This window comes from Mesorhizobium sp. M1182 (genome assembly GCF_040318335.1).
Lineage (GTDB): Bacteria > Pseudomonadota > Alphaproteobacteria > Rhizobiales > Rhizobiaceae > Mesorhizobium.
In genome coordinates, this window is the sequence record NZ_JAMYMD010000010.1 from 1 (window position 1) to 14893 (window position 14893).

The following is a 14893-nucleotide window of genomic DNA, read 5'->3' on the forward strand; positions in this document are numbered from 1 at the left end:
CCTGAGGGCCTTGGCCGCCTGAGCACCGTCATGTGTCCGCCGCTCCGCTAAACACGGGGGCTGCGCGGCGGACACGCCGACGTCACCGCAATGCCACGCCATTTTGCAGAACTTGACGCACACAACTGCAATGGAGCCAGTGAACTCAAAAGATGGCGACGTCTTCATATGTTCAGTAAGCGACTTCCACACATGGTCCGACATACCGTCATCAGATGACTCGGGATTCGTCGCAGCTAACAAGGCCAGGAAATTTGATATCCAAGAATTTGCCGATCACTTCATTGTAACCAGCAAATCGGGCACGTTCAAACCATCGTCAACGAAATACGATATCTTCCGACGAAACGTATATCAGATCGCTGCATTTGACAGCACGACATTTATGCTCGACACCTTCGTTATGAGGACAGCAAATATTGAAGGTCCTCCGACCAAGGCGCGGGTCACGCTACAAACTCCAACATATCTGAACACGTGGTATTTGGACTGCACCTTGCAGAATTGATGCCCGCAGAACCGATGGCTATTCGCGTTCAGGTTTTGCAGTCCATCAGCTAAATCTCTGACGTGCGAAGTCACTAGGATCATTCAATCCTTTTCCGGCTCGTCGAATGAATGAATCCCGGCCGACTCATTGCCGAGGCGCTCAAACACGTCTAGCGCCCGCTCTGAAACAACAAGCGTGTGGTTCGAAGCCATGCCGAAGTCATCATGTCCTGGCTGCCCATGGATCTTCATCCAGACGAAGGTTGGAAGTTCTGTTTCTGGCTGCAGCCGATGAAACAACTCCGAAGCAGTAACCTCGACGTCGGCAAACGTCGCCCCTGAAACTCGCATCTTCAGCAGCTCCAGCTCGGCTTCTTTGGTGACAAGATAACAGGGAAAACTCCTTATCAGGACATCACCTATCCAAACGTCAATCTCGTAGTGAAGTTTGTGCACAATCGGCGGGTGAACGCGGTTATCGAGAACCGTATTTTTGCCAAAATCACCAGCAACAAATGGCTCTACATAATAATAATCCATTTTTCACCTATATTTTCCGACAGGCGGCACGAAATGATGGCCATATTTCTTATCCATCATTGTAGAATGATCCAGAATCTGCTGCTCCGTTGGATACGGGTACTTTTCATAGAATTTGTCATTTTCGCCCCTAATGATAACAAGATGCAGAATATCGTTTAAATCCTTAGGGATCCCGCGGAGATTTTCTATCGAATTGATCTTTTTCTTCGATAGGAAATTTAGAAGCCTCTTAAGTAATTGCTGCTCAGCCGGATGATGAATTACTACATCCTCGATGTTCACGTCGGGGTTCGCCTGAGCATACGCTTTCCGATAATTATTTGTAGTCGCCTCGCCAAATTTTGCACCGGGATGCTCTACGCGACTAGGGTCTCTGGCAAACAGCTCGCTCGCCACTGCGGCGATCATCTCGCGGTCCAATTTTGACTTCCGAGGCGAACGGGTCGTCTGGTGTCCGCCTTGCACGGGGCTGGGCGTCGTAACGCCAGAGAGGGCGTTGGAGTCAGCGATCGGAAGTTCTCCAGCGGCATCAAGCGACGTCCTGGGTAGTTTGGTGAAATCCTCCGGCTGTGCATTCGCCGGCATGGCTGGCGCAGTGCCTTCGCCAGCACCTAGCTTCTCAAGCTGACCGGGAGCAACCTTGGAACTTGGTGCGGCTTCCAGACTGCCTATGGATCGTTCTGCATGCCCTGCCGCCCCGGAACCGACCAACTCAATTGCTTGCGGGATTCCTTTCTCGGCAACAGCGGCTCGACCAAACGCGGGCGACGGTATCGACCAGCCCAATGCGTCAGATCCCTGATGCATCATCAGATTTTCGTCGCGGTTCGACGGCTCGTAGTAGGCATCCTTGTAATCTGGAGGGCTGATCGTTCCTCCGGCCATGCCGTAGGCAACCCAATCATTTACATTGGCCAGGGCGATCCCCGCATTGGCAACTACCTTGCCAAGGGCTTTCCCCTCTGATGCCAACACCAAAAGCGTCGAAGGGGCCTTGTAGCCAGACTCAACCGGTATAATCCAGGCCAGATCGGCATCCGCCAGTTGCCGGGCCACGCCTGCTCGAGCGGCAGGGCCGGACGTTCCGGCAAGCAGCGTGCTTACTTTCGCGTTTATGTCCTGCTGGTACATGCTCGCGCTGTCATAATTGTCGGAGAGATCACGGATAATGGACAGCGGCACGGGCTGAGGGTTCTCAATACCCAAATGTTCTTGCGCGGCGACCGACATGGCTATCGCTTTGTCATAGGCGTCCTTGTCATAGCCGTTTGGATCCTCAAGCCCGCCGCCGATCACGGCTTTCCAGGCGGCATCGACATTGGGAAACACCTCCCTGACGTAGCCTCCGGCATCGGTTCGCCTGTGGTTCATGACCAGCCCTACCGCGGCAGCGGTCGCCTGACGGCGCGTCTGGTCTTCCTGCGTACCGTTCGGCCCGGAATCGGGGTCGCGTAGCGCCGCATGGATCGCTTGGTTCGGCATGGTGCGCATCCCGAAAACCTGCCCACCGACATCGGCTCGCCAGTCGAAATCTCGGAAGCGTTTGTCGCCCTTGTCGAGCCCATAGGCGATCCTGAAGGCGTCCCGGCCAGGCATCTTGCCGGAATAAGCGCCAGTCCGTGCGATGGCGTCCGGCGCGTTCTGCTCGGCGAGACCGATGTTGGTGCGAAGCTCAACCTGCTGAGCAGTGTTGGCCGCCTGCGCCTGTCGGATCAGCGCTGCCTGTTCCTGTTGCGGAAGGTCGTCCCTGAACGCCTGCGCCACCCTTTCATCAGGCGTCTGCTTGCCGACGCGGTCACCCTTCGCTGCCGCCGCATTGGGCGCACCAAAGGCGCTGGAGCCACCCAGGGCCGCGGCGGTGTCGTCCTTGGTTCGGCTTCCAGCCTGCGCAGCACCCAACATCTCGGCAGCCCGCTTCGGATCCTGGGCGATCATCGCTTGAACCAGCGCCTTGGCCGTATTGCTGCGCCAGGCGACTTCCGCCGCTTGTCGGGCAAGCGGGTTGCGGAGTTTGGCGATCAGGTCAAAGCCGTTCTGCCGGATCGCCTCGAAGTTCTCGGTGTCCTTCGGGTTGCTTTGCGCGATGGCACTGGTTGAGATGTTATCGACCTTGGTCCACTCGGCCTGCTCATATTCGTCGCGCCGCTGAAGCTGCCTCGCAGCCATGCGTAGTGAGCCGGCCTCGCGCATGGCCTCCTTCTGCCTGGCGAAAGCGGTGCGCTGACTCTCGGGTATTTTCGGCAAGGCGTCGTCGAACAGCGTGTCGAACAGGCCAGGCTTGGTGACGAGGCCGGTGCGCGGATCGACCTGGCCGTACATCGTGTCATGCAGGCCTCCGCCATCGGCCGGCGCATTCGCCACCACCTCGTCTTCCGCCTGCGCGATCTGGCCGTTGAACCGACGCCGCGCGAGTTCAGCGTCGAACGCTTCCTGCTGCTGCTTCTGCTGCTGATAGCGCTCTGCGACCGCAGAGAGCTCGTCGCCAAAACCCTGCATCGCCCTGCCGATCGGCGACCCTTCGGGATAGGAGAGCACATTGCCGGTATCGAGCCGGCGCTGAGCAAGCTGGAGAGGTATAGTCGCCATTTAATATTCCTTGCCCAAGGAGCCCGCAGACTCGAACTGCCGAAGATCACCGCGCGGTCGGGCGCCGCACCGGCGATCCGGCCGGGTCCTGCCGCCTTCGTCGGGTCATGAATTTTGGAGAGGTCGCCAATGAGGAATTGGCCGACATTAATGATGCTCAAAGCCGACGGGCGTCGGCTAAACGGGGATTGGCCGCGGCAACCTATGGTGATCCTGCTGTGAACTGGCCGAGGTCGCCGGAATGATCGGCCGGAGCGGGCCGTGACCCCTGCAAGGCCGGCGCTCCTAAGCCCCTACGCCTCCGCCCTCGCCGCCTTCTCCAGTGCCGCCAGTTGCGCCTCGTCCAGCGTCAAAAACCCCATAATATGCTGCACCACTTCGGCCCGCGCGTTGCTCAGCGCGCTGTGCAGCTCGAAGCCGTTCGGCGTCTTGGTCTTGGCCAGCCACTCGCCATAGGATGGGCGGCGGTAATAGCCGGTTGCGGCCGCCAGGTCGGCCAGCACCATTTCGCCGTCCTGGCCCGAGAACACCCTGAGATAGGCCTTGGCCAGGGCATCCCGCGCCTTGGCCGGGCCGCCGGCCTGGCTGGAATGGGCGAAGCGTTTTTGGCTCATGCGCCCTGCCCGCCCGAAGCATCTTGCACATCCTGCGGCATCAGCCCGCCGAGCCCATCGAGCAGGCCGCTGTCGCGCGCCTGCACTGCCGCCGGCACGGCATCCCTGGCGACCTTGCCGGCGGCAGCCATCGCCGCCATGCCGGCCTGTTCAGCTTGAGCCTTGGCTCTGGCATCGCGGATGCCGGCCACCTCGTCCTGGCGGCGAAAAATGCGCTGCGGGCTGCGGCCGGCGCCCTGAACGATCTTCAGCGCCTCGTCGCCGTCGATATTGTCCATCACGCCGGGGTCGAACTGCGCCATCTGCATGGCCGTGGTGACAACCTGGATGGTGTCGCGCGCCTCGGCCGAACGGCGCAGCACGTCGAGCGGACCGGTGAAGGTCGGCCGCAGCGCCTTGCCGGCAAGGCTCGCCGGCGGCAGGAAGCGGCTATCTTCCTCGTAAAGTCCCTTGTCCTCGAGAATGCCCAGCTCGCGGTCGAGATTAGAGGCAAAGCCGGCCTGGATGATCGAACCGGACGGCCCGAGCAGCGCGCCCTTCTCCTCCTGCCGGATCAAGGCTTCGGTCGCCGTCATCTGCGGGTTCTGTACCAGCGTCTGGAACAGATTGACGAACATCATGTCGCGGATCTCCTCGGCCCGGCTGTCGGCATAATTGAACGCATAGGTCGGGTTCTGGCCGGTGGCGATCGGCGCGATCAGCGGCCGGCCGGCATCGTCGATCAGCCCGGGATAGTTCTCGCCGGGATTGAGCACCGGCACATAGTCTAGCCTTGCCTTGGAGGCCGTCGCCGGATCGGTGATCTGCTGCAGCGCGCGCAGGCCGGAGCGCCGCACGGCGTTCTCCTCGCGCACCGTCGTCAGCGCCTCGATGGTCGGCGAGATGCCGTACGGATCGCCCTCGTAGCGGCGCCAGTTGAAGCACGACACCGGGAACGAGCGAAAACCGCTTTCCCTGACGACCGCCTCCTCGTCCTCGATGACGTGATAGGAAGCGAACGCCGTATCGAGATACTGGTAGGAGCCACTCAAGCTGTACATCTTGCGCTCGTCGCGCGGCTGGATGCACTGGATCAGCGAGATCTTCGTCTCGCATTTGGCGGGGTCGTCGACCAGGATTTTGATCCGCGCCGGCAGTCTGTCATAGCCGAGCAGTTGCGCGGCCTGTCTTGCCGTGCGCTCGTAGCGGCGGTGGAAAATGTCGACCTGGCCCCAGCGGTTGCGCGAGAGATAGCCCTCGACCACCGGGATCGAGGCATAGCGGATCAGCGTGCCGCCAAAACCTTCCTCGGCATAGAGATAGGCCGGGCCGTAGCGCACGACATTGCGCAGGCAGGCCTGCGTTGCCGGCACGAAGTTCGAATTGGCGGAGTAGCGCAGCGAGAAAAGGAAATCGCGCAGCGCTTCCGCCCATTCCTTTTCCTCGTCGGTCTCCTCGTCGTTGATGGCCGCGGTCGACAACCCATGCCATTTCTCCGACTGCGGAATGATCAGGCTTTCCAGCCCGGCGGCCAGCCGGTTGGCGGCCGAGTTGATGGTGTTGGCGTAGACACGCGCACCGCGCCGCTCCTGCCGCTCGGCCTGCGAGTCCGTGCCCGCGTGGCGGCGGCCGCTCCACATGTCGGGAGCATCGGGATCGCAGAATTCGGACACCGCCTCCCAGACATGCTCGTATTGGCTGCGCTCGCTCTCCAGTTCAGCCTGTCGCGATAGAATATCGCGAGCACGGGAATCGCTCATGGTCAGCCTCGCTTGATGGATGAATGGGAAAAGAAAGATGGCGGGACGTCGAAACTGCCAATCTCCCCACTTGAGGGGGAGATGTCCGGTAGGACAGATGGGGTCGTCTCGCGTGGATCGGCGACCCCCTCTGTCGCCTTCGGCGACATCTCCCCCTCAAGGGGGGAGATCGGCAGCGCCTTATTCCGCCGGCGTCGTCTCCAGCGCGGCTTTGCGCCCAAAGCGCTGCACCACGAAACGGCCCATCTTCTGGCCGGGCACTTCGATCAGCGTATAGGTGATCCAGGACAGCAGGCACACCACCGGCAAGACGACGACAGTGACGACCGCGAAGCGCAGCGGCGACGACAATTCGTGACCGAACTGGGTGATGACCAGAGCCGCCACCGGCTGGAGAACCAGCAGATGGATCAAATAGATGCTGAAGGAAAGCTCACCCATCAAATGAAAGAACCTGTTGGCGAGCGTCATGGCGATCTTTCTGGCCACGATGCCCGCCATTCCCGGCAGCATCCGGTAGAGAACCAGGGCAAAGAACCCCAGGACGAGCGCTTCGCGCATCAACAGCTTGCCCAGCCCATAGCCGCCGCCGAAGGGCAGCGCCGCCAGCAGCATGGCCAGTGCCAGATGCACGAAGGGCCGCTTCTGCCTTTGATGGACGACACCCGCCAGCAGCATCCCGCACAGGAAAATCTGCATCTTCAACGGCAGGAACGACGGCATCGGAAAATGCACCGACAACTGCCCCATCAAGAACACCATCGCGCTGCCGATCGCGGCGGTCAGGATGGCCGCCCATAGCCAGTCAAGCCTGCGCACCAGCAGCATGATGGCCGGAAACAGCGCGTAGAACTGCATCTCCAAGCCCAGGCTCCAGTCGGGCAGCGGCGTGCGATAGGCGAAATTCGGCACCAGGCCGAACAGGAACAGCAGATGGGCGCCGATATTCTTCAGGCCGCTGTCGAGATAACGCTCGGGCGCCTGCGGCGACCTCAGCAGGAACTCGTCGATGACCATTCTCGACCCGTAGAGATAGGGGCCAAGCGCCAGGGCAACGAACAGCATGACGTAGAACAGCGGCGCTATCCTGAAGTAGCGGCGGGTCCAGAATTTCAGCCAGGTTTCCGGCCTTTGCCAGGGCTCGTTGTCCTGGCGCAGCTGGTAATGGAACACCATCAGGAAGCCGGACAGCATGATGAACAGATCGACGCCGAGGTCCGGTTCGCCAAGAATAGGAATCTGCCAGCCGGTCAACAACAAGCAGTGCCCGATGAGTACCCAGATCGCGGCGAGCGCCCGAAGCCCGTCCAGGCACTCGATGCGCGATGACCCGGCTTCTGTCATGCCGAACTCCTCGATGGCCATGTTGCAATGCAGCATGGCGGCTGAGGGAGGAATGTCAACCGTGCGGAAGGAACACGATTTGCGCTCGGTTGTTACGGAAAAGGCGGAACATCTGAGGGCAATTGTAGAGGCATGCACTTGAACACCCGGGGCGCGAAGGATCGCGGCTTACGCGATCCCGGCAGGCAAGCTCCCGTCTACCTCTTCTTCACCAACCGCGCGTGCCGGCGCCAGTACCACCAAGCCAGCACCCGGTTGCGGAACACTCTTCTCATGGCGCCCATGTCACACCCCCAGCAGCACGCGGCGCTGGCCGGTGAGCTCACTGGGCGACAAATCGGTCTTCACGGTTCCGGCGGTGCCATCATTGGCCGCAAGCTGGGCCCGCAAGGCGGCTTCGCGCGCCTGCACGTCCTTATCGGCAATGGTCGGTGTCGGCGGCAACGGCTTCAGCGCCGGCGGCTTTTGAAAAAGGCACATGGTTTTCTCCAAAGTGAGAGGCTCTTGTCCAGTCGTAGAGCAGAAAATCCTCGCCGTTCCGGCCATAGCCCGGCAGGCGGCAGCGTTGCGTCGCGCCCAGCCGGGCAAGCCAGCGCAGCGCTAGTTGATTGGCCGCCAAGGCGCGGGCCTCGACACGCCAGGCGCCGCGCGCGGCAACTTCAGGCCCGAGCACGGCCTGAAAGAATTCCGTAATCCCAGGGACGCAGCGCCTCATGCGGCGCGTGCCCCAGCTCCAGGCGATCCACAGCCCGCTGCGCTGCTCGGCAGCGCCGAAGCCGGCCTCCGGATTGCCGTCGAGCTCGGCGACATAGGCAAACCCCTGCAGCGCCGTCAACGCCAGCAGCGCCGGCGACCAGTGGTCGAACTGGCAATCGATCTCGGCGCGGTCCTCGAGCCGGAGGTTGGCAGCGATGTAGGAGAGGTCGCGCAAAGTGGCGGGAATGATGCGGAGGATCATGTTGGGTCACTTCCGGCACGCTGCGAAGCGGAGAGCCCTAGGGAAACGAGGCGCCAAGCTAGATTGACTCTCTTTGCCGTCTGGATTTCCTTGGCCTGTGACTTGTGGATGTACCTATGGGAACAAGCGCATGACTTGTAGTAACTGCGCGCCGATCGAGGAGACCCGTACGATCTTTAGCACCGGTCGTCTCGCGGCGGCGATCACGATGGCCAAAGAGGCCATACGCGACGGTATTCTGCAGGAAGTACCGGGTGGTCCTATGTCGAGTGTCATCCCGTTTTCGGATCTCAACCCGGATGGACCATGGGACGATCTGCTTCGTTACCGCTTTCGGTGCACGACCTGCGCACAGGTTTTCTTGCTCTCCGCAGAGACCTATCATGGCAGCGGCGGCGAATGGGCTAAGGAGCCCGGCTAAGCTTTTCGGCACTTCCTCACCGAAACGCCCCCAGCGGATCGCTCTGCCCAGCCTTCCGCCGCGCGGCCTTGAACATCGCCGGGTCGACCTGCGCCTCCCTCAGCATCATCACGCCGTAGCGGGTCGCGGCCATCAGATCGTGGCGCAGCTTCACCACTTGGCCGTCCCTGCGATGATAGAGACGGAACTCCTCGAACCAGGGCAAAAGCGTCGAAACCATCTTGAAGCGGCTTGATTGCATGCGGCCAAGCATCGGCCCGACCGCCACCGAACCGCCGGCGAACTGCGCGCGGGTGCCAAGCCTCTACTTGTAAGCCACTGCTGCGCTTGCAGGTCCCGCCAACGGAATAATCTCGCAGCGACTAAACCCTGCCTCTTTGCACCACTCGGTGAACTGGGCGCCGGTGAAGTCAAACGCCTCGCCAAATTCGATCAGCATGTTCAGCGACATCATGAGACCGAAGCCGTTTTGCCTGCGTTCGTCGTCGATGATGTTCTCGATGGCGACCAGCGCGCCACCGGTCGGCAATGCACGGTAGGCCTTGGCGATCAGCATTTTCTTGTTCTCGAGATTCCAGTCGTGAAGGATCATTCCCATCGTGATGATGTCCGCCTTGGGGAATTCGTCCGCGAAAAAGTCGATCGTCTCGGCGATGACCCGGCCGCCGAGATTGCGCTCCCTCAAGCGCCGTTCGGCGATCGGCTGCACATCGGCGAGATCGCACGTCCGGCATTGCATATGCGGATGCCGCGCCGCGACGATGGCCGAAAGCTGCCCGGTTGCGCCGCCTATATCGGCCAGCGTCTTATATTTGGAAAAGTCGAATTTCTCGGCAAACGCCGTGAAATTGCCCATGGAGATGCCGCTCATCGCGTCCATGAACTGCTCCAGGCGCGCCGGGTCCGCATAGAGCTCGCCGAACATCGACTTGCCTGTCTCCTTGATCTCGTTTTGAGGCTTTCCGGTTTGCAATGCCGGTGTGAGATCGCCCCAGAACCGATACAGTCGTGCGTTCGCCATCTCAAGGATTCCACCGATGTATTGGGGGCTCCGCTTGACCAGGAACAGCGCGGTCGATGGCGTATTGCCGTATTTGCCGGTTTCACCGGCGCCGTCCCTCTGCAGCAATCCGAGCGCGACGAGGGTGTCGAGAAAATCATACGTTGCGCGCGGATGCAGCCCCATCGCGCCTTGCAGTTCGAGGCCCGTTTTGGGGCCGTCCGCAAGCAGCGAGAAGAGTCCCAGTTCCACGGCGCTCAACAATGTCTTGGCTGGCCAGAACCCAAAGCCAATTTGCAGTATGTGGTCTGGAGAAATTCCGTCTTGCATCTGAGCCTCCCCTATCGGCGAACGCCCCCGTGAGGCCACGCCGATGCGTCCCTTGAGCGGGATCATTCGATGCTACACCACGTCCACGGACGTTCACTACAGTTTTCCAATCGGAGCCGGAGCGCATTGCCTCCCTCCCGATTTTCCTCACCGAAACGCCCCCAGCGGATCGGCCTGCCCGGCCTTGCGCCGCGCGGCCTTGAACACCGCCGGGTCGACCTGCGCCTCCCTCAGCATCATCACGCCGTAGCGGGTCGCCGCCATCAAATCGTCGCGCAGCTTCACCACCTGGCCGTCCCTGCGGTGATAGAGCCGGAACTCCTCGAACCACGGCAAAAGCGTCGCAAACACCTTGAAGCGGCCTGAATGCATGCGGTCGAGCATCTCCATCAGCCCGGCTTCGACCGAGACCGAACCGTCGGCGAACTGCGCATGGCTGGCGAGCATGTTCAGCCCGTGTGCGGAATATTGCTTCGCCAGTGCGGTGCCGGCACCTTCCAGCGTCTCGCGGCGGCCGTCGCGCGGCCATGCCCAAGGCAGCCATTCGCCCCATGGTTTCAAGGTCAGCGCCTGCATGGCGGGCGTCTGCTGCGAAGCCCGGCAGGCCTTTGTGACATAGACGACATCGGCCTCCGTATCCCAGGCGAGCTCGACCGCCGCCGAGGGATGGTCCCAGCCGAAATCGAGGGCCCCGAGCCGCGGCCAATAGCGCGGCAGCGGGAACGGCTCGCAGGCGATCAGCTCCTCGGCCACCGGAAAGATGCGGCCGGAGCCGAGCACCGGAATGCCCTTGGCCCGCGCCTCACGCTCATGCGCCGGATAGGCGGCAATGATCTCGGCGCGCTGCTGCGGCGTATAATGCCCGGCATCGTCGATGGTCATGAAGGTGACGTGGCGGGTCATTGTGCGCCCTCGCGGCATTGAATCGTGGTGGCAGGCGCTGGACGTATGGTGCTGTTTGACAAAGAACTTTCCGATGGCGGGACAGCGCCCCTCTCTGTCCTGCCGGACATCTCCCCCACAAGGGGGGAGATCGGATGCCACTCCAGCTTTCGCCAACCTCCAACGTCGACTGCAAAGCGCGGCCGGTGAAATTGCCAATCTCCCCCCTCGTGGGGGAGATGTCCGGCAGGACAGAGGGGGGCGCGAAGGAACGCAACGGATGAGAAGAGCGAATGCTTCTTTCCTGAACTTGCCTCACCCCCTCCCCATCCCTCCCACCTCCCCCGCAGACAAGAACAGCAGCACCACATCGCTCATGCCGAGCAGCGGCGTGAAGGTGACGATGGTGATGCCGCCGGTGGCGTTGGTGCGGGTCAGCCCTTCGGAATAGATGTCGAGCGGCGGTTCCTCGTCGAACCAGACGCCGTGCAGTGTTTCGCCCTGCCATTTCTCGCGGCCCTTCTCGTAGCTCTTGAACGACAGCACCGATTCGCCGGCCTGGACGTCGCCGCCGCCGCCCCAGCGCACCACGACGCTGTCGAGCGCGCCCGGCGCCCGCCCCGCCATCGTGCTGACGAGGGCGTCGGCCGGGATCATGCCGGTGCCCCAGGCCGCCTGCTGCTGCGGCGGGCCGATCAGGATGCGCTGCGGGTTGTCGCGCGTGCTTTCGCCGGTGACGCCGGCCGCCCACATCCGAACCGGACAATCGAAAACCTTGCCTTGCCACCAATCTGGATAGCGGCCGGTGAGATGCATCGCCCACTCGGCGCCGCCGGCCCTGGTCTTGCCGAGCTGGTTGCCGGCCATGAACAGGCGCTCGCGATTGGTAGCTCCAGCGGCGTGGAACTCGGCCTGCCGGGGATAGGGCCGATAGGCGGCAAGCTGGTTAGTGCGGCGCCTGCGGTCCAGCTCCGCCAGCAGGCTGAGATATTCCGTCCTTGCCGCCCGGCTCTGCGAGGCCTTTTGCGAAGCCCGGCTTCTCGAGGAACGGCCTAAGGACGGCTTCGAGGCCGCGGATGCGCTGCCTGATTTCGTCATCGCTCAATGCATCCAGATTGTTGATGTTGACACTAATATCCTTGGGCAGCACCGACAGCACGAGCTTCAGATACTGATCGGGCTTTTCGGCGCGCACCTCGGCGATGACGCCGGCGCCATGGGCGCGAAAATCAGCGCGGATCGCTTCGAGAAAGCCGTCAGCCAGCGTCTTCTTCGGCCGCCTGGTTCGGCTGCCGGGTGCTTGATCGTGCGGCTGCGGATCGCCGGTAGAAGGAGCCTTGGCCATGCCCTACTCCGCCGTCCCGGCGGACATCGGCTTCTTGTTGCCTGGCCGCACGATGCGCCTGCGCGGCCTGGCCTTCTTGCCGGCGCGTGCCGACTTCGGCTTCCGCGGCTGGCTTGCGGGTTTCGCATCAGTCGTCGTGCCGGGCTTCATCGCAGCGGCGTCAGGCAAGGCGTTCAGCCTTGCCCTGAGAATTGCCACCGCGTTGCCGTCGAGTGCTTCCGACGGGAAGCCGAAGCCGCCGACCGCATCGACGGTACCGCCGCGCACCATGCCGATCCGCACGCCGGCGGCGACCTGCTCGAAGCGGCCATGGCGTGCGTAGGGTGCGGCGCCGGCAAACTCGCCAATGGCGCTGACGACCTCGCGGCCGTCATCGTCGGTGATGATGGTGGCGTAACGGTTGGACATGGGGATGTTCTCTGAAGTGGGCGCACGGGCGCGTTGGGAAATCTATGGACGATAGGTGATTGCGGACCGGGATAGTCGGTCGCGTTCATTCGCGCCGACATACCTCGGCAGCACACGCAACATTCGGTCGAACAGGAGCCCGAAATGAAAAACCCGCCTCGACGGGCGGGTCGTTGGAGCCAATTAGCACCATACCGAAATTAGTAGCATAGCTGCCGGCACAAAGCAAGAACAAAATGTGGCGCGGCGGCAGAAAAATGCGCTGCCGACCTCGCATCCCCGTCGGTGAACGGATGGAAAGAGGGGCGAAAAAGGCGGGGCATTGCGTGAGACTTGCGTTGATGGGATGGTGGTTGCGCTTGAGGGGAACGCGTCATGGGCAATGTCACCAGTCACTACGGCAGCGAGGGCAGCGACGGCATCGTCGATCGCATATTGGCCGCGATCCCGGACGCCGACCCGGCCGGCAAACTCGCGGCCGCGCAACTCTATCCGTTCGATCAGTTCCATGGCCGCGAGCTGACCGCCACGCAGGAGCATGCGGCCCGTCTTGCTCCTTCGCCGACAGATCGAATCCTGGATATCGGCAGCGGCATTGGCGGGCCGGCAAGGTTTCTGGCCTCGGCCTATGGCTGCGAGGTCGACGGCATCGACCTGACACCAGCCTTTGTCGCCGCGTCGAGCCGACTGACCGCACTCAGCGGACTGGCAGACAAAGTTCGCTTCCATCAGGCCGACGCAACGAAACTGCCTTTTGGCGACAGCACCTTCGATGCGGCGATCTGCTTCTATGTGGGCATGAACATCGAGAACAAAGCCTCGGTCATCGACGAGGCCTGGCGCGTGCTGAAACCGCGAGGCAGGCTGATCTGGACCGAAGCCGTGCTCGCCGGCGGCGAGCCCTACTATCCCATGCCCTGGGCGGTTTCTGCGGCGACCAGCCACCTCGCCGATCGGGAAAAATTGAAAACCCTGTTTGTCGATGCCGGATTTCGCATCGACGAAATCGTCGACGAAACCGGCGAACATGTTGAGCTGGCGCTGAAGAGAGCCAATTCCGGCATCGTGCCCTCGCCGGCGCAGCAGCAGGCAAATGAAGTCGTCATGGGCGCGGAATTCCTGCAGCGCCGCCGCAACTACATCCGAAGCCTGAGTGACGGAAAACTCGCGTCGCTCGCCGTGATCGTCTCCAAACCGGCCTGAAACAAAAAAACCGCCTCGGCGGGCGGGTCGTTGGAGCCAATTGGCACCATACCCAGATTAGTAGCATAGCTGCCGGCACAAAGCAAGAACAAAATGTGGCGCGCGGCGGCAGAAAAATGCGAATTCCGTTCAGCGCCTCGCCTTGTCCGCCTCCCGATTGACCTTCCAAGAAGACCGCTAGGCTGCATTCCTTCGCGCCCCCCTCTGTCCCGCCGGACATCTCCCCCACTTGGGGGGAAATCGGCTTTCGCGCCGGCTTTCGCCAATCTCCAACGTTGCAGGAAGAGCGCAGCGCCGAAACCGCCAATCTCCCCACTTGAGGGGGAGATGGCCGGCAGGCCAGAGGGGGTACTGTCCCGAGCGCTGTCCCGCCGACTTCACAGCCGGCAACACAAGCAACGTTCGATCGAAAAGAAGCCTGAAAAACAAAAACCCGCCTCGGCGGGCGGGTCGTTGGAGCCAATTGGCACCATACCCAAATTAGTAGCATAGCTGCCGGCACAAAGCAAGAACAAAATGTGGCGCGGCGACAAAAAACCGAATTTCTCTTCGGCGCCTCGCGTTACCCGCCAGCCACTTTGTGGGCGCGAACGCAGCGTCGGCAATTGGCGCTTCCTCCATTTGCCGAGGCATCTCACCGGCCGACGAGCAGCCGCAGCCGCGGATCAGAACAGGCATTCGCGCGTTTGAACCCCAGCCAATGGGAGCAAAAGCCATGAACGTCGCCAATCTGCAACTCGAAGGCCTGCTGATGGCCATCGCATCGATCAATCAGGTCCTGGTCCGCAAGGGCGTGGTCTCCGTCGAAGAGATAGACATCGCCTTGCGCAAGGCCGAAGCCAGCGAGACCAACGAGGAAAGGTCCGAAGGCATGTCGGCGTCGAGCCGCGATGCCGTCAACTTCCCGATCCGGTTGCTGGAGTTGGCCAATCAATGTCAGCCGGAGACGGACATGCCGTCCTTCTCGAAACTGGCGCGCATGGTCGGTCAGATCAAGGAATCTTACAACGACCAGATGTGACGCGGCGACC

General features: G+C 61.8%; 15 protein-coding genes and 1 pseudogene. 2 read left to right on the forward strand and 14 right to left on the reverse strand.

Translation table 11 applies throughout. The features are described 5' to 3' along the window. Positions 1-591: 591 nt before the first annotated feature. The 13 genes and pseudogenes from NKH33_RS14250 to NKH33_RS14310 all read right to left on the reverse strand — a co-directional run bounded on the left by NKH33_RS14250 (position 592) and on the right by NKH33_RS14310 (position 12659). Positions 592-1029 (reverse strand): hypothetical protein, encoded by a 438-nt coding sequence (locus tag NKH33_RS14250; RefSeq protein WP_352501181.1) that lies wholly within the window; start codon positions 1027-1029, stop codon positions 592-594. Between the two features lie 3 nt (positions 1030-1032). Then, positions 1033-3618: a hypothetical protein gene (locus NKH33_RS14255; protein WP_352920138.1), complete on the reverse strand. Its 2586-nt coding sequence runs from the start codon at positions 3616-3618 to the stop codon at positions 1033-1035. A gap of 293 nt (positions 3619-3911) precedes the next feature. Continuing rightward, positions 3912-4232: a Bbp19 family protein gene (locus tag NKH33_RS14260; protein WP_352816921.1), complete on the reverse strand. Its 321-nt coding sequence runs from the start codon at positions 4230-4232 to the stop codon at positions 3912-3914. Further along, positions 4229-5971: a portal protein gene (locus tag NKH33_RS14265; protein ID WP_352920140.1), complete on the reverse strand. Its 1743-nt coding sequence runs from the start codon at positions 5969-5971 to the stop codon at positions 4229-4231. The genes NKH33_RS14260 and NKH33_RS14265 overlap by 4 nt, the downstream gene beginning before the upstream one ends. 180 nt (positions 5972-6151) lie before the next feature. Continuing rightward, on the reverse strand, positions 6152-7315 hold the full coding sequence (locus NKH33_RS14270; RefSeq protein ID WP_352920142.1) for an acyltransferase family protein: 1164 nt from the start codon (positions 7313-7315) through the stop codon (positions 6152-6154). 285 nt (positions 7316-7600) lie between these two features. Further along, the gene (locus tag NKH33_RS14275) at positions 7601-7795 is read right to left on the reverse strand and encodes a hypothetical protein (protein ID WP_352816928.1); all 195 of its coding nucleotides are present in this window, start codon (positions 7793-7795) and stop codon (positions 7601-7603) included. Next, positions 7731-8273, reverse strand: a complete 543-nt coding sequence (locus NKH33_RS14280) for a hypothetical protein (RefSeq protein WP_352920145.1) — start codon at positions 8271-8273, stop codon at positions 7731-7733. Before NKH33_RS14280 ends, NKH33_RS14275 begins: the two co-directional genes overlap by 65 nt. A 437-nt stretch (positions 8274-8710) precedes the next feature. After that, entirely contained in the window at positions 8711-8962 is a 252-nt protein-coding gene (locus NKH33_RS14285; RefSeq protein ID WP_352920147.1) for a hypothetical protein, read from the reverse strand. Positions 8963-8998: 36 nt separating this feature from the next. Continuing rightward, positions 8999-10090: a methyltransferase gene (locus NKH33_RS14290; RefSeq protein WP_352541145.1), complete on the reverse strand. Its 1092-nt coding sequence runs from the start codon at positions 10088-10090 to the stop codon at positions 8999-9001. A gap of 81 nt (positions 10091-10171) precedes the next feature. Further along, positions 10172-11068 (reverse strand): phage terminase large subunit family protein, encoded by an 897-nt coding sequence (locus NKH33_RS14295; RefSeq protein ID WP_502896439.1) that lies wholly within the window; start codon positions 11066-11068, stop codon positions 10172-10174. 189 nt (positions 11069-11257) lie between these two features. After that, positions 11258-11887 (reverse strand): annotated as a pseudogene (locus NKH33_RS14300) (terminase large subunit domain-containing protein); the annotation flags it as partial. Continuing rightward, complete coding sequence (locus NKH33_RS14305) at positions 11853-12251, reverse strand: hypothetical protein (RefSeq protein ID WP_352920151.1); 399 nt, start codon at positions 12249-12251, stop codon at positions 11853-11855. The pseudogene NKH33_RS14300 and the gene NKH33_RS14305, both read right to left, overlap by 35 nt. 3 nt (positions 12252-12254) lie before the next feature. Next, complete coding sequence (locus NKH33_RS14310; RefSeq protein ID WP_352920154.1) at positions 12255-12659, reverse strand: hypothetical protein; 405 nt, start codon at positions 12657-12659, stop codon at positions 12255-12257. A 375-nt stretch (positions 12660-13034) separates the two neighbouring features. Between NKH33_RS14310 and NKH33_RS14315 the strand changes: the two genes are divergently transcribed. Continuing rightward, entirely contained in the window at positions 13035-13862 is an 828-nt protein-coding gene (locus tag NKH33_RS14315; protein WP_352920157.1) for a class I SAM-dependent methyltransferase, read from the forward strand. Positions 13863-14239: 377 nt separating this feature from the next. Here the strand turns inward: NKH33_RS14315 and NKH33_RS14320 are convergent, their stop codons facing one another. Then, positions 14240-14467, reverse strand: a complete 228-nt coding sequence (locus NKH33_RS14320) for a hypothetical protein (protein ID WP_352920160.1) — start codon at positions 14465-14467, stop codon at positions 14240-14242. A gap of 110 nt (positions 14468-14577) precedes the next feature. On the opposite strand from NKH33_RS14320, the gene NKH33_RS14325 reads away from it, so the two are divergent. Beyond that, positions 14578-14883 (forward strand): hypothetical protein, encoded by a 306-nt coding sequence (locus tag NKH33_RS14325; RefSeq protein WP_352920162.1) that lies wholly within the window; start codon positions 14578-14580, stop codon positions 14881-14883. Positions 14884-14893 lie beyond the last annotated feature (10 nt).